This window comes from Hyphomonas sp., from assembly GCF_041398465.1.
GTDB lineage: Bacteria > Pseudomonadota > Alphaproteobacteria > Caulobacterales > Hyphomonadaceae > Hyphomonas.
In genome coordinates this window covers 299,717-320,834 of sequence record NZ_JAWKUS010000001.1, presented here as the reverse complement: position 1 = coordinate 320,834, position 21,118 = coordinate 299,717, and the positions used below count along the sequence as shown (strand labels likewise).

General features: G+C 63.2%; 23 protein-coding genes. 13 read left to right on the top strand and 10 right to left on the bottom strand.

The window, feature by feature from the left end; genetic code table 11:
- Positions 1 to 4: 4 nt before the first annotated feature.
- From R3C98_RS01515 to R3C98_RS01475, 9 genes are all read left to right on the top strand, one after another.
- Complete coding sequence (locus R3C98_RS01515; protein WP_371312354.1) at positions 5 to 1,489, top strand: response regulator; 1,485 nt, start codon at positions 5 to 7, stop codon at positions 1,487 to 1,489.
- A complete protein-coding gene (locus R3C98_RS01510; RefSeq protein WP_371312353.1) occupies positions 1,486 to 3,222 on the top strand; it encodes an MFS transporter in 1,737 nt (578 codons plus the stop codon). Before R3C98_RS01515 ends, R3C98_RS01510 begins: the two co-directional genes overlap by 4 nt.
- Positions 3,222 to 3,764 (top strand): HdeD family acid-resistance protein, encoded by a 543-nt coding sequence (locus R3C98_RS01505; RefSeq protein ID WP_371312352.1) that lies wholly within the window; start codon positions 3,222 to 3,224, stop codon positions 3,762 to 3,764. The genes R3C98_RS01510 and R3C98_RS01505 overlap by 1 nt, the downstream gene beginning before the upstream one ends.
- A 74-nt stretch (positions 3,765 to 3,838) precedes the next feature.
- Positions 3,839 to 4,312, top strand: coding sequence for a DUF4440 domain-containing protein (locus R3C98_RS01500; protein WP_371312351.1), 474 nt, complete (start codon positions 3,839 to 3,841; stop codon positions 4,310 to 4,312).
- Positions 4,313 to 4,423: 111 nt separating this feature from the next.
- The gene (locus tag R3C98_RS01495) at positions 4,424 to 5,314 is read left to right on the top strand and encodes an ion transporter (RefSeq protein WP_371312350.1); all 891 of its coding nucleotides are present in this window, start codon (positions 4,424 to 4,426) and stop codon (positions 5,312 to 5,314) included.
- Positions 5,315 to 5,393: 79 nt separating this feature from the next.
- Entirely contained in the window at positions 5,394 to 6,110 is a 717-nt protein-coding gene (locus tag R3C98_RS01490) for a TerB family tellurite resistance protein (protein ID WP_371312349.1), read from the top strand.
- A gap of 90 nt (positions 6,111 to 6,200) precedes the next feature.
- Entirely contained in the window at positions 6,201 to 6,479 is a 279-nt protein-coding gene (locus R3C98_RS01485) for a hypothetical protein (protein WP_371312348.1), read from the top strand.
- A gap of 154 nt (positions 6,480 to 6,633) precedes the next feature.
- Positions 6,634 to 7,020 (top strand): BlaI/MecI/CopY family transcriptional regulator, encoded by a 387-nt coding sequence (locus R3C98_RS01480; RefSeq protein ID WP_371312347.1) that lies wholly within the window; start codon positions 6,634 to 6,636, stop codon positions 7,018 to 7,020.
- Positions 7,017 to 8,540 (top strand): peptidoglycan DD-metalloendopeptidase family protein, encoded by a 1,524-nt coding sequence (locus tag R3C98_RS01475; RefSeq protein ID WP_371312346.1) that lies wholly within the window; start codon positions 7,017 to 7,019, stop codon positions 8,538 to 8,540. The genes R3C98_RS01480 and R3C98_RS01475 overlap by 4 nt, the downstream gene beginning before the upstream one ends.
- A gap of 64 nt (positions 8,541 to 8,604) precedes the next feature.
- Here R3C98_RS01475 and R3C98_RS01470 read toward each other — a convergent pair whose 3' ends face one another.
- The 4 genes from R3C98_RS01470 to R3C98_RS01455 all read right to left on the bottom strand — a co-directional run bounded on the left by R3C98_RS01470 (position 8,605) and on the right by R3C98_RS01455 (position 12,818).
- On the bottom strand, positions 8,605 to 9,540 hold the full coding sequence (locus tag R3C98_RS01470; RefSeq protein ID WP_371312345.1) for a ribose-phosphate pyrophosphokinase: 936 nt from the start codon (positions 9,538 to 9,540) through the stop codon (positions 8,605 to 8,607).
- Positions 9,541 to 9,632: 92 nt separating this feature from the next.
- Positions 9,633 to 10,412 (bottom strand): peptidoglycan editing factor PgeF, encoded by a 780-nt coding sequence (pgeF, locus tag R3C98_RS01465; RefSeq protein ID WP_371312344.1) that lies wholly within the window; start codon positions 10,410 to 10,412, stop codon positions 9,633 to 9,635.
- Between the two features lie 53 nt (positions 10,413 to 10,465).
- Positions 10,466 to 11,761, bottom strand: a complete 1,296-nt coding sequence (locus R3C98_RS01460) for an ammonium transporter (RefSeq protein WP_371312343.1) — start codon at positions 11,759 to 11,761, stop codon at positions 10,466 to 10,468.
- Positions 11,762 to 11,888: 127 nt separating this feature from the next.
- Positions 11,889 to 12,818, bottom strand: coding sequence for a peptidylprolyl isomerase (locus tag R3C98_RS01455; protein ID WP_371312342.1), 930 nt, complete (start codon positions 12,816 to 12,818; stop codon positions 11,889 to 11,891).
- Positions 12,819 to 12,912: 94 nt separating this feature from the next.
- Here R3C98_RS01455 and R3C98_RS01450 point away from each other — a divergent pair, with 94 nt between their 5' ends.
- Complete coding sequence (locus tag R3C98_RS01450; RefSeq protein WP_371312341.1) at positions 12,913 to 13,404, top strand: GFA family protein; 492 nt, start codon at positions 12,913 to 12,915, stop codon at positions 13,402 to 13,404.
- On the opposite strand, the gene R3C98_RS01445 is transcribed toward R3C98_RS01450, so the two are convergent.
- Positions 13,392 to 15,008, bottom strand: a complete 1,617-nt coding sequence (locus tag R3C98_RS01445) for a class I adenylate-forming enzyme family protein (RefSeq protein WP_371312340.1) — start codon at positions 15,006 to 15,008, stop codon at positions 13,392 to 13,394. The two genes, R3C98_RS01450 and R3C98_RS01445, sit on opposite strands and share 13 nt — an antisense overlap.
- Positions 15,009 to 15,100: 92 nt before the next feature.
- Entirely contained in the window at positions 15,101 to 15,397 is a 297-nt protein-coding gene (locus R3C98_RS01440) for a TM2 domain-containing protein (protein ID WP_371312339.1), read from the bottom strand.
- A gap of 178 nt (positions 15,398 to 15,575) precedes the next feature.
- On the opposite strand from R3C98_RS01440, the gene R3C98_RS01435 reads away from it, so the two are divergent.
- Together R3C98_RS01435 and R3C98_RS01430 are read left to right on the top strand one after the other, a co-directional pair.
- Complete coding sequence (locus tag R3C98_RS01435) at positions 15,576 to 15,974, top strand: DUF1330 domain-containing protein (RefSeq protein ID WP_371312338.1); 399 nt, start codon at positions 15,576 to 15,578, stop codon at positions 15,972 to 15,974.
- Positions 15,975 to 16,018: 44 nt separating this feature from the next.
- Entirely contained in the window at positions 16,019 to 16,876 is an 858-nt protein-coding gene (locus tag R3C98_RS01430; RefSeq protein WP_371312337.1) for a 50S ribosomal protein L11 methyltransferase, read from the top strand.
- A 13-nt stretch (positions 16,877 to 16,889) separates the two neighbouring features.
- Here the strand turns inward: R3C98_RS01430 and R3C98_RS01425 are convergent, their stop codons facing one another.
- Positions 16,890 to 17,060, bottom strand: a complete 171-nt coding sequence (locus tag R3C98_RS01425; protein WP_371312336.1) for a hypothetical protein — start codon at positions 17,058 to 17,060, stop codon at positions 16,890 to 16,892.
- A gap of 223 nt (positions 17,061 to 17,283) precedes the next feature.
- Positions 17,284 to 17,550, bottom strand: coding sequence for a hypothetical protein (locus R3C98_RS01420; protein WP_371312335.1), 267 nt, complete (start codon positions 17,548 to 17,550; stop codon positions 17,284 to 17,286).
- Positions 17,551 to 17,659: 109 nt separating this feature from the next.
- Here R3C98_RS01420 and R3C98_RS01415 point away from each other — a divergent pair, with 109 nt between their 5' ends.
- Positions 17,660 to 19,471: an aminopeptidase P family protein gene (locus R3C98_RS01415; protein ID WP_371312334.1), complete on the top strand. Its 1,812-nt coding sequence runs from the start codon at positions 17,660 to 17,662 to the stop codon at positions 19,469 to 19,471.
- A 42-nt stretch (positions 19,472 to 19,513) separates the two neighbouring features.
- Here the strand turns inward: R3C98_RS01415 and R3C98_RS01410 are convergent, their stop codons facing one another.
- Together R3C98_RS01410 and R3C98_RS01405 are read right to left on the bottom strand one after the other, a co-directional pair.
- The gene (locus tag R3C98_RS01410; protein ID WP_371312333.1) at positions 19,514 to 20,200 is read right to left on the bottom strand and encodes an SDR family NAD(P)-dependent oxidoreductase; all 687 of its coding nucleotides are present in this window, start codon (positions 20,198 to 20,200) and stop codon (positions 19,514 to 19,516) included.
- Position 20,201: 1 nt separating this feature from the next.
- On the bottom strand, positions 20,202 to 20,987 hold the full coding sequence (locus R3C98_RS01405) for an SDR family NAD(P)-dependent oxidoreductase (protein ID WP_371312332.1): 786 nt from the start codon (positions 20,985 to 20,987) through the stop codon (positions 20,202 to 20,204).
- Positions 20,988 to 21,118: the final 131 nt, after the last annotated feature.

Sequence of the window (21,118 nt, the reverse complement as noted above, 5' to 3'; positions counted from 1 at the left end):
ATTCATGACCAAGCCACCCCTGCTGCCGGGCGAATCGCGCCCGGAAGAGACTTTCCTCGCTGCCGCGAGCCACGAAATCCGCACGCCGCTGAACGGGATTCTCGGCACGGTATCGCTATTGCTCGAAACCGAACTGGAACCCTCCCAGCGGGAATACGCTGAAGCCATCCGGCTCAGCGGATCGCGCCTGCTGGATCTGTTGAACAACGTGCTCGACTATGCGCGCCTCGATGCCGCCGCAATCGAGCTTGAAACCGAAGCCTTCTGTCCGGTCCGTCTAGGCCGCGAGGTCGTCGAATTGCTGAGCCCCCGTGCTCACGCTGCCGGTCTCGACATAGCAGCGCGCGCCTCGGATCTGCCCATGCCGTCCTATTCCGGCGATGCAGGCCGCATCCGCCAGATCCTGTTCAATCTGGTCGGCAATGCGTTGAAGTTCACCGAAACCGGTGCTGTCCTGCTGGATATCCTCGCTCATGAGGATGGGTTGGAATACCGAATTATCGATACAGGTCCCGGCATCGCTCCGGAAGATCGAGAGCGCCTGTTCGAAGCCTTCCGCCAGACCAGCCGGCAGGACGCCTACAAGGATGGGGGTGTCGGCCTCGGACTTGCCATCGTCAAGCGTCTTACAGATTTGCTTGGCGGACACATAGAAGTTACGGGCGAGCCGGGCCTTGGCACCTGCTTCTCGGTGTGCCTGCCCCTTCAGAAGGCTGATTTGCCGGCAACACATGACTTACCGGTCCTGGATGCAGTTGTGGGTCTTGCCGGCTTGCCGCCCGCCACTTGCTTGTCGACGACGGCAGCGTTGATGAATGCCTCTGCTTGTCCTGTGCGCATTGATGTATCGTCAGGATACGTCCCGCCGGAAGTCGACGTGCTGTTGATCGGGGCAGAGCAGCCTGAAGAGGCCGTGCGCGCGCTTGCCCGCAAGGCACCGGCGCTGATCGTGCTGCGTCCGGAAGACCGGGGTGCCATCGCACGTTTCAAGGCGATGGGCTGTGCTGGCTGGCTGGTGCGCCCGCTGAGGGCGTCGTCACTGGTTGAGCGCGTGTTCGTGATGAAAGCGGGCGGCCTTCCGGTGGATGAACCGGAGAAGTTGACGGGTGCAGGCCGCGTGCTGATTGCGGACGATAATCCGGTCAATGCGATGATTGCACGGCGCGCCTTGGAATCGGCCGGATTTACCGTCACAGTCGCCTCAACAGGTATTGAAGCGCTGGAGGCCGCGAAGAGCATGAATCCCGCCCTGGTCCTGATGGATCTCCGTATGCCCGAGATGGATGGGTTCGAAGCCATGCGCCAGTTGCGCGCCGAAGGTTCGAACGTGCCGGTGATTGCCGTGTCCGCTGAAGTGAACGGCGATATCGAGCGTCAGGCAAAGACAGCCGGGGCCAATGAAGTGGTCGCCAAGCCGATTGAACCGCAGGCCTTGCGGGCACTCGCCATCCGCTGGACGGGTGCTGCAGACAAGGCCGGCGCCGCATGACGCAAGCCAGCGCGAGCGCAGAGCAGGCGAAGCACAATCAGCCGCGCGCGCTGAGGGCATTGAAGGCGCTGAAAGACCGGCGCATGGCCGCGATGCTGATGCTCGCCTTCGCCGCTGGCCTGCCTTATGGCGCAGTGCTTGGCACGCTGAATGCCTGGCTGACGCAGGAAGGCATCAAGCCATCGACCATCGGTACCTTGTCGATCATCACACTCGGCTATTCCTTTAAATATCTCTGGGCGCCTGCTTTCCAGGATGCGTCATTCCCGATCCGCTGGCTGGGGCCGAGGCGGATGTGGCTGATGGCCTTCCAGATACCGATTGCCATCCTGCTTGCCATTCTGGCGTTCAGCGATCCGGCAAATGCGATCGGTCTGGTTGCTCTGGTCGCCCTCAGCGCGGCCCTCCTGTCGGCGACGCATGACATCGTACTGGATGCCTGGCGGATCGAGGTGGCGCGGTCGGATGAAGACAAGGATCTGATGTCCGCCATCTACCAGCTTGGCTATCGGGCGTCCGGATTTGTCACCGGCTTCGTCGCCTTGCTGCTGGTCGGATATATTGGCTGGCCCTTGGTCTACGGCATGATCGCCCTGATGATGTTGCTCGCGGTGGCGGGCACATTCGTGGCGCCCGAACCAGAGCAGTCCGACGACCCGGCGAATGCCCGGCCGAGCTATCAGTCAAACCTGCCGGAGTCGGAGCGGAACCTCGTGACGTGGGGCATCGCGGCCGGCTGGCTGACCGCTTTGTGCATGATTGTGTGGTTCGTCTTCGGGGCCCTGACGCAGGACCCGCCGCCAAGTGCACGGGCGTTCGTGACCCAGCAGGGGCCCATCATTGTGGCCTTCACGGTTCTGTTCCCGTCACTCATCGCGGCAGCCCTGCTGTTCAGGCACGGGCGCGAGCCGGGCACCGTGCTGATCGATGCGCCGGGGACAAGCCGGTTGACCCGTACGGTCCGTGTGCTGTTCCGGGCAATTTTCGATCCGTTGATGGACCTGATCGGCCGGCTCGGCTGGGGCGCGCTGTTTGTGTTGCTGCTGGCGCTGACCTACCGGTTCACCGATGCGGTCTGGGGCGCCTTTGCCTATCCGTTCTATCTCGATGACCGCTTCGGCGCGCTGCATCATTCCACGGCCGACGTTGCGATCGCGTCCAAATTCTTCGGCATCCTGATGATCATGGCCGGGGCCGCGCTTGGCGGTGTTGTCATGGGCATTATTGGCCGCATGCCGGTTCTCGTGGCCGGGGCTGTGCTGGCCGCGGTGACGAACCTCCTGTTTGCAGATCTTGCGGCGGGCGGGGCGGCGATCGACGCCTTCCTCGATTTCACCCATATGGGGGAGCCGCTGCGAGCCTTCGCTGCGATCGCAGCAGATATTTCGCCAGATGCGCATGGCGCGGATGCCGGCCCGCGGCTGGCGCGCCTGATGATGGCGATTGCCGGTGAGAACCTGGCCGGGGGCTTCGCCAGTGTCGCGATCGTGGCGTACCTGACCTCTGTCGTGAACCCGCGCTTTGCGGCCGTCCAGTACGCCCTGCTTGGCTCCCTGACGATGTTGATCGGAACGCTGGGCCGACCATGGCTCGGAGAGATCATCGAACAAAAGGGCTATTATACGGTCTTCATCATAACCTTCTGGCTGGGCGGCGTGGCGGTGCTGCTCAGCATTCTGGAATGGTGGCGCCAGTCGAGGGAGGCCCGGACCGCAAATCAGGGAGACAGCTGATGCAACCGAAACGGCCCGAAGGCCTCGGCGGACATTGGTGGCTTTATGTGGCGATGGGGGTGCTGTCGCTGCTGGGCGGCGTGTTCGCTCTGATGAACCCCTACGTCGCCTCTGTGTTTGTGCTGCAGCTGGTTGCGTTCCTGTTCATCCTGCTGGGCGTGATGCAGGTCGCATTCACATTGCGCTCGCCGTTCGGCCTGTCCTGGTTCGACCTCGGCATGGGCGTTTTGCAGATCCTGCTCGGCGTCATGCTGGCAACGAATGTATTGGGCGGGCTGGTGTCCCTGACGCTGATCCTCGCCTTCCTGTTCATGCTGGAAGGCATAATCCTCGTGCTGGCAGGCACCAATCTGCGACCGTTCCGGCCCTGGCTCTGGCTGGTTGTCGGCGGAACCATCTCGATCTTGCTGGCGGTGTTCGTGCTGATGAACCTGCCGGAGGTTGCCGCGACACTGCTGGGCTTGTTGCTGGGCATCGACCTTATGTCGAACGGGCTTTGGCTGGTTGCCGCGGGCATGATGCTCCGCGAGTTCAGGGACTGAGCGGGAAGAGGGCTGGTCCCCCGGACCGGCGCGCACTAGGCTCGGCGTTCTTCTTCAAATGCCGGAGCCGTCTCATGAAAAATCTGTTCGCTGCTGCTGCCGTCGCCGTTTTGCCTCTGACCGCATGCACGACGCAGGCCGGGGCGTCTATTGCTGCCGGAACCTCTCAGGCCGAGACGGAAATAGCCGCGATCACGGCCATGCTGGATGCGCAGGACGCCGCGTGGAACAGGGGCGACATCGACGGCTTCATGGATGGCTACTGGAAATCGCCGGAGCTGCGGTTCGCTTCCGGCGGCAATGTCACGCGCGGCTGGGACGAGACCAATGCCCGCTACCACAATACCTATGGCGGCCCGGAGACGATGGGCACGCTGGTGACCGATGACTATGAAATCCTGCTGCTGGGCACGGATGCGGCTGTCGCCCATGGTCGGTGGAAGCTGGAAGGGCGCGAAGGGACGCCATGGGGGCTCTACACGCTGATCCTGCGCAAGATGGGCGGTGAGTGGAAGATCATCTCCGACACGACGACCTCGGCTGAGTGAGGTCACCGGCCTGCCATGAAATGACCCCAGGCTGGCGGCTTGGCAGGCCCGGGCTTTGACGGCACAAAGCGGCAGGCGGCCTCCGCGCGGCCGCAGGATCAGGGGACCGGCATGAAGCGAGCGACACTCGATCAGGACACAGCGAACTTTGCGCTGGAGCGCTCGATCGAGCGGCCCTGGTTTCGCAGTTTCATCACTGGCCTCATCATCTTCAATGCAGCCATCCTGGGTGTCCTGACCTACCGGCATTCACTGCCGCATGATCTGGTCCTTGCACTTGAGATCATGGACCACGGGATCACCTATGTTTTCGCAGTGGAGATCCTGCTGAAGCTGGTGGTCTACCGTTTCCAGTTCTTCCGGGTCGGCTGGAACTGGTTCGACTTCATCGTTGTCGGTATTTCGCTGATCCCGGGTGGCGGCGCGTTCAGCGTGCTGCGGGCCTTGCGGGTGCTGCGTGTGTTGCGCCTGCTGCACGTCGTGCCGGTCATGCGCCGGATCACCGAGGCGCTCTTGAAGGCCCTGCCGGGCATGGGCGCCATCGTCGCCGTGCTGGCGCTGGTCACCTATGTCGCCGCCGTGATGGCGACCAACATGTTCGGCAACACCGAAACCGAGGAAGTGCGCCAGCTGTTCGGTGACCTGCCAAGCTCGGCCCTGTCGCTGTTCCAGGTGATGACCATGGATGGCTGGCGGTTCGAGGTCATGCAGAAAGTGATCGACGACGGCCACCCGATGGCGTGGCTGTTCTTCCTGATTTTCATCTTCGTGGCGAGTTTTGCGATCCTCAACCTGTTCATCGCCCTGGTTGTGGATTCACTGGCAGCGGAGCAGAAAACCCTTCTGGAAGAGGGACTTGAGGAACTGGAAGAGGAATTCGAGGAAGAGCGGGAAGAGGCTGACGGCGCGCGCAATGAAATTCTGGCTGTTCTGAAGCAGCTGCAACAGGAAGTGGCTGACCTGAAAGCTGCCGTGGCGGCCCGGTCCGGCCCCGGGGAGTGATGCGGGACAAGACGGCTTCACAGACTTGTCAGCAGAGCGGCCTCCCAAGATCACAAAATCCTGCTATAAGGCGTCAACAATGAGCCTGTGGACGCGACTTCTTGAGGGCGGCAAACGCCTTTTTGACCCCGACATCACGCATGACGACGAACCCCGCGAGCCGGGGGAGGTTCCGTGCGCGCCGGACCCGAATGATGTGGGCTTTACCGCCGCGGTTGTCGGCCTCGGTGCCAAGCTTGCCAAGGCGGATGGCACCGTCTCCGACAAGGAGATCATGGTCTTCTCCCGCGTCTTCCGCGCTCCGCCGGAAGAGGCCGACAATGTGCGCCGGGTGTTCAATCTCGCCCGCCAGACTGTCCGCGGCTACGAAGGCTATGCCCGCCGCATCGGGCGGCGCTACCACGACCGGCCCTGCCTGCTGGAAGGGGTGATGGACGGCCTGTTCCAGATCGCTGGCGCTGATGGCGTCATTACGCAGGACGAGCTGACCTACCTGCAGAATGTGTCAGAGGCGTTCGGTTTCAGCGAAGCGACCTTCCGCCGGATCAAGGCCGCCCATATGGGGCCGGACCGGAATGACCCGTATCACGTGCTGGGCGTCGCCCACGATGCGGAGTTCGATGTCATCCGCGCGGCCTATCGCCGTTTGATGGCGGACCACCATCCGGACCGCGTGATCCAGATGGGCGCGCCGCGCGAATTCGAGGATGCCGCCCACGCCAAGGCCGCCGCGATCACGGCGGCCTATGCGCAGATCCGCACCGAGCGGGGCCTGCTGATCCGGCACGATTCCTGAGCAGTCTGCACGTTTCCGTGACGCGCCGCGCTGCTTTCGTTGACGGGCGGCCATGATGCCGCCATGTTGGTTGTGCAAAAGGATTTTGCCATGACCCAGACAGCGCCCCATCCCGCCGGATTTGATTTTGCCGCCACGTTGCGGGCAGGGCTTGCCCTGTTTCTTCAGGTGATGATCGGGATGATGCTGGTGCTGACCGCAGGGATCGTGGCCGTGATGACCGCGATCGCAGGTGTGCTTCTGGGTACGACCGCTCTGGTCATGCGATTCGCCGGCAGCCGCCGTGCGCGTCGCCGGACGGAAGACACTGGTCAGGAAACCGTGACGCTGGAAGCCCGCCGCACGCCGCGCGGCTGGACGGTGGAATAAGTCCGCTTCCGGACCATGAAAAACACCATATAAAGACCATGTATACACCATGTACGCGGCCCGCTTCAGACGGGTCGTTTGCGTTTGTGCGCATGTCACTTGACGCGAGTGCGCTACAAGTGTAGTGAGTCGGTGTCAAACATAGTGAGGCACCATGTCCCAACCCAATTCGTCAGAGCTCGCGGTGCTGAAACACCTCTGGTCTGCCGGGCCGCAGAGCGCGCGTGAAGTGCACGACGCCATCGGGCCGGGGCAGGGGTGGAAACCCTCCACCACGCGCACCGTCATCGCACGGATGGAAGAGAAGGGCTGGGTCACTCGCGCCGACGTGCATGGAATGGCGGTCTTCTCCGCCGCGCTGGACCGGACCGCGACGCTGGGCGGCCTTGTCCGCCACCTCGCCCGGCAGGTGCTGGACATGGACGGGCCGATCCCGGCGGCGCTGTTTGCCGAGAGCCCGCATCTTTCAGACGCCGAGCTGGACGAACTGGACGCCATCATCAATGCCGCGGAAGACGAAACGAAGGGACGCAAGTCATGAGCCCGCTCGGTCTCGTCCTGATCGCCCTTGGCTGGAGCGCCATTGTCTGGGCTGGTGCCAGCCTCATCTGCCGCATGAAGCCCGCGCCGGAACTGGCGCAGGCCATCTGGCGCGGCGCCGCGCTGGTCATGATCGCGCCTTACGCCGCGTCGCTTTTCCTGCCGGGTCTGCCCGTCCGGGTCGAGGCACAGCTGGCCGACCTGCCGCTGATGGAGCCGTTGGCGCTGATGCCCGCCGAAGGTATCGCTGCTGCCGCGCCTTCGCAGGCGATGAACCTGCCGGATGCCGCGACGCTGATCCTTGGTATCGTTGCCGCCGGCTGGGCTGTTCGCTTCCTGCTGTGGGGGATCAGCCAGATCCGCCTGCAGCGGCTGAAAGCCCACGCCATGCGCACGAACCGGCCGATTGGACACTGGGCAGAGGCGGTCGGCCTGTCCCGCACCCCGCAGGTTCATGTCATCCCGCGGGGCGCGCCGTTCCTGGCGGGTATCCTGAAACGCTCCGTCTACGTCCCGGCGGCACTGATCAACCGGGAAGGGGCGCAACAGGTCATCGTGCATGAACTCGTGCACCTGAAACGGGGTGACCTGATCACAAGGCCGCTGGAACGCCTGATTGCGGATGTCTTCTGGTTCTCTCCCTTTGCCTGGTGGATTCGCGGCCAGCTCGATTTCTGGCGGGAGGCGGTTGTCGACGATGAAACGGTGGAGCTTACCGGCGACAGGATCGCCTATGCCCGGACCCTTACATCTGCTGCGCGCGTGTCGCGCGATGAGGCGGTGCTGCCAGTGGCGGCATTCATCCTCCGGAAGAAAGGAACCCTGAAGATGCGTCTCAACCAATTGCTGACCGAGAAACAACGCCCCCGCCGCCTTGGCCTTGTCATGGCTGCTGCCCTTGTCTGCGCTGCACCTTTGGCCCTGGCCCAGGGCATGCTGATCAAGGGCGCGGCTGCTGCACCCGGCGCAGATGTCACCTACAGCCATGCCGTTCTGGACAAGGCGCGCCTGACCAGCGCCTTCGGCATGCGCTTGCACCCGATCACGGAGGAAGTGAAACAGCACGCGGGCGTCGATCTTGCCGAGGCCGAAGGCGTTCCGGTCTATGCGCCCACTGCGGGTGTGATTGTCTCGGCGGCCAGTCAGGGTGCCTATGGTAACCTTGTCGAGTTGCAGGCTGGCGGGGAGACCCTTCTGCGCTTTGCCCAGCTGAAATCCATGAAAGTGAAACCGGGTGATACGGTGAAGCCGGGTGATGTCATCGGCGCGCTTGGCCAGTCCGGTCAGGCCACAGGTCCGCACCTGCACTTCGAGGTCGTTCGCGCTGGTATGCCGGTCGATCCGCAGGCGGAGGAAGGACTGGTCCTGGCAGACAGCCTGTTCATCACATCCTCCGCAGGCGCCAAGGCCCCGGTTCCGCCGAAACCGCCAAAGCCGCCCGTCCCCTCCATAGACCTGCCTGAACCTCCGGTGCCGCCAGCTCCGCCACACGAATTCATCGAGGGCGGCACCGAAGGCTGATCCACGCTCAAACAAAAAGCCCGCAGCGATGCTGCGGGCTTTTTTCGTGTCGGGTGATCCGGGTTTAGCGGTCGAACAGTTTCGAGACGCTTTCCTCGTTTGCGATGCGGCGGATGGCTTCGCCCAGCAGCGGCGCGATCGGCAGGATGCGGATCGATTTCGATTTCTTCGCGGCGTCGGACGGGGCAATCGTGTCGGTCATGACGAGTTCGTCCAGCACGGATTTCTCGATCCGCTCCACGGCCTTGCCGGAAAGGACGCCGTGGCTGACATAGGCCGAGACCGATTTCGCGCCCGATTCCTTGAGGGCTGCCGCGGCGTTGGCCAGCGTGCCGCCTGAGTCGCACATGTCGTCCAGCATGATGCAGCGCTTGCCGCTGACGTCGCCAATAATGTTCATCACTTCCGACTTGCCTGCCTCCGGGCGGCGCTTGTCGACGATGGCGAGGTCTGCATCGAGGCGTTTGGCCAGCGAGCGGGCGCGAACCACACCGCCGACGTCTGGCGAGACGACGATCAGCTTGTCCTTGCCATAGCGTTCCTTGATGTCGTCGATCATCACCGGGCTGCCGAAGAGGTTATCGGTCGGGATGTCGAAGAAGCCCTGGATCTGGCCGGCGTGCAGGTCGACCGTCAGGACGCGGTCGGCGCCTGCGGTCGAGATCAGGTTTGCGACCAGTTTCGCCGAGATCGGCGTGCGGCCGTCGGTCTTCCGGTCCTGGCGGGCGTAGCCGAAATAGGGGATCACGGCGGTGATGCGGCGGGCCGAGGCGCGGCGCAGCGCGTCCATCATGATCAGCAGCTGCATCAGATTGTCATTGGCCGGGTGGGAGGTCGACTGGATGACGAAGACGTCTTCCCCGCGGACATTCTCGTCAATTCGGACAAAGATTTCCTGGTCCGCGAAGGATTTCACCTCCGAGCGGGTCAGTCTCATGTCCAGATAGTCGGCAATGGCTTCGGCCAGCGGGCGGTTTGCGTTGCAGGCGAGAAGTTTCATGTCGGCTTTGACCCTGTGCTGCCCCGGATGGCGACGCTTTTGTAACAGGGCGCGGCGAGTCGCAACCGGACTCTGGCACAGAATTTAACTTTTTACGGTGTCAGCACGATAACTGAGGCATTTCGGCCATAGTCCGGCTCACCGCGATGATTACGCCTGCGGTTGGAAAAATAGCCATCTTCAAGTGCGCAGGTATCGAGATCGAGATTTGCCACGTGGCCAATATCCATCGCCACGAGGCTGGCCGCGCAATACGCCGGCAGGTCGAATTGATAGCGGTCTCCCTGGCCGGATATGAAGAGGTGTTCGCTGGTCGGGGAGGCTTCGAGGAAGGTATCGCGGAATTCCGGGCCGACTTCATAGCTCGCCTGGCCGATGGTCGGTCCGATAGCGGCGTGGATGCGGCCCGGCCGGGCGCCGAGCTCCGTCATCGAGGCGATGGTGGATTCCAGCACGCCGCCAAGCGCGCCTTTCCAGCCGGCATGGGCCGCGCCGATCACGCCGGCTTCGGCGTCCGCGAAAAGGACGGGGGTGCAGTCCGCTGTCAGGATGCAAAGGCCGAGACCGGGCATGGTGGTGACCATGGCGTCGGCCTGCGGGCGGTCCTCGTCCCAGGCCTCGGTGACGTGAACGACGTCTGCCGAATGGATCTGATGGCAGGAGAGGAGCGCATCGGCGCCCATGGCCGCGCGGATGATCTCGCGGTTCTTCGCCACGGCGGCAGGATCATCGTTCGAGCCCGCCCCTGCATTGAGGTCGGCATAAAGCCCGGTGGAGACGCCGCCTTTCCGGCCGAAAAAGCCGTGGCGCACGCCCTTCAGGCCAGACAGGCCGGGGGCGGTCTCGAAGGGGGGCGGAGCCGTATCAGTCATGCCTTCAGGCGTGCTGTGCCCCGCCCGCCCTGTCAAGTTGCGCGGAAGGCAGCCTATTGGTGATAGGCCGTCTCGCCATGCGTGGCGGAGTCGAGCCCGGCCTCCTCGTCTTCAGGCGATACCCGCAGCGGGATCACGGTGCGGATGGCGTAGAGCAAGCCCGCCGTCACGACGGCTGAAAGCAGCGCCACGACCACGACGCCCAGCAGCTGAACCCCGAACTGGGCGAGCACCGGCTTCGACAGACCGGGCGCCAGCGGGCCGAAGGCGGCGAGGAAGGGAAGGGCGAGGCTGCCGAGAATGCCGCCGACGCCGTGCACGGCAAACACGTCGAGGCTGTCGTCGATCTTCAGCTTCTGGCGGATCAGCACGACGGCGCCATAGCAGATGAACGCGCTGGCTGCGCCGATCACGAGGGCGCCTGCCGGGCCGACGGACCCGGCTGCCGGGGTGATCGTGGCAAGTCCGGCCACCATGCCGGTCGCGATACCCACAAGGGTCGGCTTGCGGAAGCTGACCCATTCGATGCCCATCCAGACAAGCGAAGCCGTCGCGGCGGAGGTATGGGTGACAAGCATGGCACGGGCGGCGTCTCCGTTTGCCCCGAGGGCGGAGCCGGCATTGAAGCCGAACCAGCCGACCCACAGCATGGCCGCGCCCAGCATGACGAAGCCGGGGCTGTGCGGCGGGTGCATGTCACGCGGGAAGTGGGCCCGTTTGCCGATGATCAGCGCAAAGACGAGCGCGGAAACGCCAGCGGTCGTGTGCACCACGATACCGCCTGCAAAGTCGATGACGCCCATGCCGGCGAGCCAGCCGCCGCCCCAGACCCAATGCGCTGCGGGCGCATAGCAGAGCAACAGCCACAGCGCGCAGAAGACAAGCATCGCGCCGAAGTTCACCCGCTCTACAAAGGCGCCGACGATCAGCGCCGGGGTGATGATCGCGAACGTCATCTGGAACATCATGAACAACGGCTCGGGGATGGCCTGTCCGTCCAGCGGTGCGGCGGTGACGCCTCCGGCGAAGGATTTCGCGAAGCCGCCGATGATACCGCCGTCGCCCGGCCCGAAGGCGAGAGAGTATCCGCAGGCCAGCCAGACCACGCTCATCAGCGCGGCGATCGCCATGCACTGCATCAGGACAGAGAGCAGGTTCTTCGCCTGGACGAGGCCGCCATAGAACAAGGCGAGGCCGGGCAGGGTCATGAAAAGAACGAGTGCGGTGGCCGTGAGAATCCAGGCTGTGTCGCCTGCGCTGGTTCCCGTATCCGCAAAGACCGGCGCGGAAAATACCGCGCACAGCAACGAAAGCACGCCGAAGCGTGCCGCGTTAGAATTGTACACCAATGTCAGCTCCCTCATTTAGTTCACGCGCGTGAACTTGCCCTCCACTCGCGTCTTTTGGTTTGGGAGAAAACAGGATCCGAGTGGGCCGAACCGCCAAGCAAAATGGATTAACCGTTCGCGAACAGGATCAATTATGCTCAAAAATTGGGCGAACAGGAACAGGCAATGTACAAATATCGAGCACTTTTGGTGGTGTTTGGACATAGGCGCTGATCGAAGAATAGTCGATCTTGCTCTCTTTCAGGGCAGTCCATTCGGCGCTTGGCGTCTTCATGACTTCGAAGGCCGGGCGGTCTTCAGGCGGCATATCGGCGGCGACACGGGCGGCGATGATCCTGTTGGGGGCGAGCTTTTCGGCGCGGGCTTCGGCCGCTTCGGCTGCGGCGGCCGGGTCTTCGCCGAACAGGATTTCAGCCTCTTCCTCCGTGGATGGCTCCACCCGGCGAAGGCCGTTGACCGTGTCCATGCCGGAAATTACGCGGCCGACGATGGTGTAGTTCCGGTCGAGGTAACGGCGCGGCAACAGCGGGATGTAGATTTCCGTCACGGCGGAGTCCGGGTCTTCACTGCGCGCCATGCCGACGGCGCCCGGGCAATTGAGCAGCCACTCACCGCCGCGCTGGTGGGCTGCGGGGAACCCTTTGCGGTGACCGACCTGTGCGGCGTAGAGATCCGCACTTCCAAGCGGGTCGAATCCCACCGAGCTTGTTTCACGCTCGGCTTCCAGTGGCAGTTCTTCCACGCCTTCCATGGCCTGGTCGAACTCCCGGCCGGCCTGCGCCACATGGGTCTCGATCACGCGGTAGAAATATTCGCCATCGAAATAGCCGGTCCGCACCGCTTCGCGCAGAGCGGCGGCATTGACCGGAGCGGCCTCCGGCAGGAGTTCCACGAAGATCACGCGGTCCTCGCCAAGATCGAAGAGAAGCAGGTTCTCGGGATCGACCGGGCGCCAGGAACTTTCCTCCGGCGCAGGGGCCGGTTCCGGCACAGTTTCGGCGGGGGCCGTCTGGCAGGCGGCGATCAGGGCGAAGGCGGGGATCAGGCGTTTCAGCATGGCACAAGTGTTGGCGGGGAAGGGCGCCAGACGCAAGCAAATATGAAGATACGGAATAGTTGCCGCGCGGCGCGCGCGGGATAGGATCGTCCGCATGCTACGCGCCGATATCACCCGCCCGCCCATCCCGACACGGCCGATCCATGGCGGCTGCCATTGCGGTGCCGTGCGCTACCAGATGACTGCCCGGCCGAAGGCGGTGAATGCCTGCCATTGCGATGATTGCAAGCGCCTGTCGGGGGCGACATTCGGGCTCTACCTGCATGTGCCGAAAGACACGCTGGCGGTGGTCTCCGGCAAATTCGACACGTTCCGGCGTACCGGCGGCAGCGGCCACACGATCCCGATTGAGCGGTGTACGGAATGCGGTACGCGGATGTGGCACCTTCCCGAGGCTGCGCCAGACCTTGTCATCCTCTGCGCCGGCACGCTGGACGACCCGTCCTGGGCCGTGCCGACCTCCCACATCTTCATCGAGGAAGCCGCCCCCGACGCCGTCGCCGCCACCGATGCCCTCGTGATCGAAGCCTTCAACTCAACCCGTCAGGCTTTGTGGGAGCACTTCGACAAAATCTACTCCACCTGATCGGTGTAGGCGCCTTGTTCGAAGGCTTCGGCGAGTTTGAAGCGCTGGATCTTGCCGGAGCCGGTAAGCGGCCATTCGTCGACCCAGATCCAGTAGGCAGGCGTCTTTTGCGGCGACAGGCGCTCGCGGATGAAGGTCTTCAGGTCCGCATCGCTTGGGCGCGGTTTTGAATTGCCGCGCATGAAGCAGGCGACCTGTTCGCCCCATTTCTCGTCCGGGATGCCGACGATGGCGATTTCGGAAATCGCTTCATGCTCCAGCAATGCGTTCTCGATTTCGGCCGGGAAGAGGTTCTCCCCGCCGCGGATGATCATCTCCTTCACCCGGCCGGTGATCTTCACATAGCCGCGCTCATCCATGCGGCCGAGGTCGCCGGTGTGCAGCCATTTTTCCTTGTCGATGGTTGCGGCTGTGGCTTCCGGATTGTCGTTGTAGCCGAGCATGACCGAGTAGGCCCGGGCGCAGATCTCGCCCTGTTCGCCGATCGGCATGACTTCGTTCGTTGCCGGGTCGCGGATCGAAATCTCCGTATACGGCACCGGCTGGCCGATGGTCTGGGTCAGGTCTTCTTCGCTGTCCTCATACCAGGCCTGGGTGAGGCCGGGGGAGGTTTCGGTCTGGCCGTAGATGATCTGGATCGGTGCGCCCAGCACCTTGCGGGCCTTCCGGCACAATTCCGGTGGCACCATCGAGCCGCCGGACATGATGCGCCGTGTTGCTGACACGTCGCGCCTTGTTTTCTCGACTTCTTCTATCAGGGCAACCAGCATGGTTGGCACGCCGAGAATGAATTTGGTGCGTTCGCGCTCCATCACCTTGACGATCATGGCCGGGTCGAACATCGGTGCCAGCAGCATGGTCGCCCCGACACCCAGGCCGCCCAGAACAAGGATGGCGCAGCCGGTCGTATGGAACAGCGGCATGTGGTGTACGAACACGTCGCCCTGATTCAGGCCGGCGCGTTTCATGTCCTCGATCCCGTTCAGGACGAGGCCGTTATGGTGGAGGAGAGCGCCTTTGGGAAAGCCGGTCGTGCCGGACGTGTACTGGATCTGTGTCGGGTCGTTCGGGTGGGGGGTGCGCAACTCGCCCCGGCTTTCGCCGTCGAACAGGGCAGCATGGTCTGTCAGCAGGATACGGTGGCGGATGGCAGGGATCTCGTTGCAGACCTCGTCGGCAATTTCCTGCATCGGGTTGCCGCGGAAATCGGCGACATAATAAATCGCTTCGGACCGGGACTGTTCGAGCACGTATTTCAGTTCGCGCTTCTGGTAGGCCGGGTTCACCGTGACAAGGGTGACGCCAGCGAGCCCGCAGGCGAGTTCCAGCAGAACCCATTCGGGCACATTGTTGGCGTAGACCGCGACACGGGCGCCTTCCTCGTGCCGACTGGCGAGCGCGCGGGCCAGACGCTCGGCATCGAACAGGAGGTCCTTGTAGGACCAGGTACGGAGCACCGAGCCGTCATAGTCCAGCGCTTTCAGGGCAGGCTGATCGGGCTTGCGGGCGACCGAGGCGCGCAGCATGTCGCCGATTGTGCGCGGAGCCGGTTCGGGGCCCCCATGAGCCGGAAAATAAGATTCCGTCAGCGATACCTGGTACATGCGTGCCTCCCAACACTCACTATGTGTCGGAGGTTACAAGGAAATTTTCCTCGCCGCTACGGGCCAATCCGGCGCGGCTGCAGCAGGTTTGCCTAGTAGGCGTAATGCCCCCGGCGGCGCAGGTACCCCGCCATGCGGGCGCGCTTGTCGTCGATATCGTCTTCGATGATCGAGGGGATCAGGAAGAAATCCAGGAGCCACCAGACGAAGCCGATCAGGACGAAATAGGACAGGATCTGCAGGATCGCACTGATCGGCTTGCCGAGATAGAACCGGTGGGCCGACACGAAACCCAGGAAAAACCAGAGCAGATAGGCCGCGCCAGCGCTCTTGCGCTCATTGGCAACCCGTTGCTCGATCAGGATCATGTCGTCGGTTGTAAGGCTCATGGCCCAAGGTCTCCTTCTTATCGAAAAACAATATATGTGTTTTCCAACGGGATTCCAAGGGCAGCTTGATAAGAGTGCCTGATTTTTTGCCTGGGAACTGGAAAAGCCTTGGCAGGCGGGCCTTTCCGAGCCTTCCTGAAGAACCGGGACAAGACCGGCGATCAGGGGAGACGAGAAAATGTGGATTCAAAAAAGCATCGGCGCCGCAATTCTTTGCGCAGGGCTTTTTGTGGCGGCGGCCTGTACCACGGTGGCCGAGCCGGAAGCGGCCGCGGCCGTGGTGCCGAAGGCCTACCTCATCGCCGAAATCGAAGTGGTGAACCCAGAGCCCTACAAGGCCTATGTGGCGGCGGCCGGACCGATCGTGGCAGCCTATGGCGGCAAGTATCTCGTGCGCGGCGGCCCGGCCGAGGCGCTGGAAGGCGCTCCACCGGCTGGCCGGATGGTCATTGTCGAGTTCCCGAGCATGGCGGAAGCGAAGCGCTTCTACGACTCGCCGGAGTACACGGAGGCTCGCCAGGGGCGGATCGAGAATGCCGTTTCGCGGTTCATCCTCGTCGAAGGCGCAGCGCCCTGATGCAGCGTCTTCCTTTCGGTCCGGTGTCCTGCTAAGCGCCGCGGATGTATCAGATATCGGCAAGAGGCGCGCGGGCGCCGGTGGAAGCAGCATGGGATGCCCTGGCCTGGGCAGACCCGTCGCCTGCGGGCGCAGTGGACTGCAAGGAAGATGGACGGGGCGTCTGGCGCCTCGATGCTTTCGCGGAGACGCAGGAAGAGGCAGACGAATGCGTCGCCATCATCGCGGAGACCAGCCCCGAACTGAATGCGCGGGTGGAAGAAGTCGTCGAGCGTGACTGGGTGACCATGTCGCTTGAAGGCCTGCCGCCGGTCTCTGCTGGTCCGTTCTTCGTCGCCGGTAGTCATGCCCTGGCAAAGATGGCGCCGGGCCGGATCCCCGTACTGATCGAGGCGGGGCCTGCCTTTGGTACTGGCCACCACGGCACGACGCTTGGCTGCCTGCTGGCGCTGGACGACGTCCGCCGCCGCCGCGCGATAGGGAAAGTGCTGGATCTCGGCACAGGCTCCGGCGTGTTGGCGATTGCCGCCCTGAAGGCCGGCGCGACGATGGCGCTCGGCACCGATATCGACTTCGACAGTGTCGTCGTGGCGAACGAGAATGCGAAGAAGAACAATGTGACCGGCTTTACGGCCATGCACGTGACGGGCGCGCACCATCCGCGCATCCGGCAATCTGCGCCGTATCAGACCGTGTTCGCGAACATCCTGATGAAGCCGCTGATCGGCCTCGCGCCGGAGATTGCGCGCCTCACCGCGCCCGGCGGCACGATCATCCTGTCAGGCCTGTTGCATCATCAGGCCATGCAGGTGCGTCAGGCCTTCGAAGGCCACGGCATTCTGTTCGAACGCCGTATCCGCAAGGATGGTTGGTCGACGCTGGTCATGCGCCAGCCGGGCTGAGGTCCACAATCTGTCAGGCGTGAGAGTTGCGGCGTTCCCAGCGATGACCGCGGCGTTCCAGCAGGTGCAGGCGCTTGTGGGTCGCATCGTCTGCTTCGGCGGGATCGGGCAGGGGCGGCGGGCGCTCAGTCTTGCTGGCGCGGCGCCTGGCTTTGTCGCGGATCTGATTGGGTTCGTTTTTCATTGTCAGGCTCCCTCTCTGGAGCCGGACGTTCTGTGCGCCGCACGAAACGTCCGGCATGCTGCAAGTATGAACCTCGCCGGGGGCGCCGTCCAGAATACCGCGAATTTGCAATCCTGGATAAAAATCTCCCGCCGCATCCGGGGATGGGCGGGAGAAAGGTAATCTACACTCAGGGTAGGTTGCCTGCCCGGGAGGTTTGGGCAGGCCAGGGATCAGGAAGTGATCAGGCGTGCGCGGCGCGGCGGGCCCAGCGGGCCATACGGCGCGCCAGGATGCGCGGACGGTTCACCGGCATCTGCACGGCTTCGCCGGCAATGATGGCGCGGGTGATGTCTTTGACGTCCGTGCCGCGGATTTCGTCAGAGGCGGTGCGGGTGGAGGTCGCCAGGTCGGTATTCATCAGTTTTGCTTTCGTTGTTCTTGCAATTTTATTTGTGCATTCTTTTTCCGAACTCAAAATGGAGGTCACAATGACTTCGGAGGGCGCCATATAGGCCTCAGAGGTAAACAAAAAAGAGGGAAGATCAGTAAAAACGCATGCTGAAATGCATAGCTCAAATGCGCTTTCCTTGGGTCAGGCGCAGCGGTAAGACTCCGGCATGAGACAAACCTTCGATATCAAGGGCGGTCCCCAGGATGGGCGGGCGCACCTTCCGCTGCTCCGCAAGGAGCTTGGCAATATGGGCCTCGACGGCTTTTACGTGCCGCACGACGACGAATACCAGAACGAGTACCTGCCGGACGCGAATGAGCGCCTGGCCTGGGTGTCGGGCTTTACCGGCTCGTTCGGCTCAGCCTTCGTTTTCACCGACAAGGCCGTGATCTTTGCCGATGGCCGCTACACGCTGCAGGCTGCCGACCAGACCGCACCGGAACTGTGGGACCGTCAGGCGATCCCGGAGCCGGGCGCCTTCGGTTGGCTGGCGAAGCAGAAACTGTCAGGCAAGACGGTCGGCTACGATCCGCGCCTGATGAGCCCGAATGACGTGACGGCGCTGCAGGCCGCCGCGAAGAAAGCTGGCGCCACGCTGGTCGCCGTCGAGGAAAACCCGATCGACAAGGCGTGGGCTGACCGTCCACCCCAGCCCATGGCGGAAGTCGCGCCGCATCATGTGAAATATGCCGGTGTCGCGCATGATGAAAAGCGTGCCGAGATTGGCAAGGCGCTGGAAGAAGACGGCATCGATGCTGCCGTGCTGACGTCTCCCTCGTCACTGGCCTGGGCATTCAATATCCGGGGCGGGGACGTGATGTGCACGCCACTGCCGCTTGGCCGCGCGATCCTCCATAAGGATGGCACGGCAGACCTTTTCCTCGACGAGGCGAAAGTTTCTCCGAAGCTGCGCAAGCATCTCGGCAATACGGTCACCGTCCGTCCGCTGGCGGACATTGAAGCGGGCCTCGGCGAACTCGCCGGCAAGACGGTCAGCCTCGATCCGGACCTCGCCTCGGCCTGGTTCTTTGACACGGTGGAAGCCGCCGGCGGCAAGATCGTACGCCAGCGCGACCCGGTCGCCCTGCCGCGCGCCTGCAAGAACGAGGCGGAACTGAAAGGCACGACGGCCGCACACATCCGTGACGGCGTGGCGCTGACCCGCTTCCTGCACTGGCTGGATACTGACGCGCAGAGCGGCAAGGTGACGGAAATCGAAGCGGCCATTCGGCTGGAAAATTTCCGCGACGAATATGACTCGCTGCAGGACCTGTCTTTCCCGTCCATCTCCGGCGCGGTGGAACATGGCGCGCTGCCGCACTACCGCGTGTCGGAAGCCTCTGACCGGACGCTGGAACTTGGCTCGCTCTACCTGATCGATTCGGGCGGTCAGTATCCGGACGGTACGACGGACGTCACCCGCACCGTGCCGATCGGCGCGCCGACGGCGGGCATGATCCGGCATTACACGCTGGTGCTGAAAGGGCATATCTCGCTTGCCACCGTGCGTTTCCCGGAAGGCACGACGGGCACGCATCTCGACACGCTGGCGCGTCATGCACTCTGGCAGGCAGGCCTCGACTACCAGCACGGCACGGGCCATGGCGTCGGTGTGTATCTCGGCGTGCACGAAGGCCCGCACCGGATCGCCAAGGCGTGGAACGCGGTCCCGCTGATGCCGGGCATGATCGTCTCGAACGAACCCGGTTATTACCGGGAAGGGCATTACGGCATCCGTATCGAGAACCTGCAATATGTCACCCCGCCAGCCCCCATCGAGGGCGGCGAGATCGACATGCTGGGCTTCGAATGCCTGACCTTCGCGCCGCTCGCACGTGACCTGATCGACGTGAAGCTGCTGACAAAGGAAGAGCGTGCTTACGTCAACGCCTATCACAAACAGGTCTGGAAGCTGCTGAACCGCAAGCTGCCGGACGATGTGAAAGCCTGGCTGAAAGAAGCGACGAAGCGGATCTGATGAGTCGGCGCCCTCTCCCGGTTTTCGGGGGAGGGCGGCGCATCAAAACTCCCGTTCCCGCCCGGTCCATTCAATGAATTGGCCTGTGCGGGCGAGTGTCAGCCCGTCTGCAACATTGATGATGCCGCGCGCGACTTCTGTTGGCGTGAGGTTTGCGGTGGGTCCACCCATATCAGTCTGAACCCAGCCGGGATCGATCAGGCAGACCGTGATGCCCTCCGACGCGAGATCCGTTGCAAGACCTTGCATCACCTTATTCACCGCCGCTTTCGAGGCGCGATAGGCAATCCGGTCCGACTTGGCATAGCCCATCCAGGACATCTGGCTGGAAACGGTCAGGATACGTCCATTTTCCGATTTCCTGATTCGCGGCAGGAAGGCCTGCGCAACGGCCAGCGGGGCGAGTGTGTTAATCTCAAGCGTCCGGGCGAAGCCGCCGAAATCCATGTTCAGCGTCGTTTGGTCCTCATCCGGCGGGCCGATCGCGCCGGCATTGTTGATCAGAATGTCGATGGGGTCTTCGAGGGAAGCGGCAGCAGTCGACACCGCTGCGTGGTCAGTCACATCGAAAACGAGCGGCGTGAAGCCGGAGCCGAGTTCCGCCGTTGTCTCATCTGCCTGGGCGTCTGTCCGCACGCTGCCATAGACGCGCCAGCCCTTTTCCAGCGCTTCCCGGGCAAGGTGAAAGCCGATGCCGCGGTTCGCGCCGGTGATGAGGATCGTGGTCATGTCAATTGAGTCCCAATTGCTTCAAAGCATCCCAGACGCCTTCGGCGCGGGGGCGGATGTCGTCGCCGATATGGGCATGAGTCGGGATGTAGAACAGGCCGAGATCCAGTCCTTTCAGCGCGATCTCTGCACAGCGGTCCGGCATGATGACGCCCATTTCCGGTGGCAGGTCTTTCGGGTCCGGTACGTTGCGGGCGATGAGTGGCGTGTAGACGCCGCCCGGCATCAGGACGTGCACGTCCATCAGCTCCCCGCGGAGTTCCTCCTTCAGCCATTCGGCCATGATCAGCACGCCGTGCTTGCTGGCGCCGTACGCGCCGAGACGGCTGCGCTTCACGGCCTGCGGCAGGCTGAGGGAATTCTCCGATCCGGTGATCATCAGCCGGCCGCGGGCGCCCGACTGCGAGAGCAATTCGCCATAGGCCTGCGCAATGCGGAAAGGCGCGAACATGTTCACGGCGAAGAGGTTCATGGTATCGGGGCCGAAATCCTCCTCCATCATCTTCTTGCGCCGGCCAAAGCCGGCATTGGCGCAGATGAGGTCCAGCCGGCTTTTCCAGTCGGAGGCTTCTTTCACGAGCGCGCCGGGCGCGTCAGGTGCCGACAGGTCGCAACCGATGGCGAGGCCGGGGCGGGGCAGGTTCGCGGCGACTTCCTTTGCGAGGTCCGCCTGGATATCTGCCACCACGACGTCCGCCCCGCGGTCGCTGAGCTGCGCTGCCAGCGCCGCGCCGATGCCGGATGCTCCGCCGGTGACCAGCGCTACCGTGCCTGTGTAATCGATCATGCTTGCGGCCTCCCTGAATTCGCCTTTTTTGGCAGGCTATACTGAAAGTGAGCCCGGGCAGAAGGACTCCTGATATTCTGTCCGTGCAGATTCTATTTGTTCTGTTTTTGTTCTCATGCTAGGAACGCACT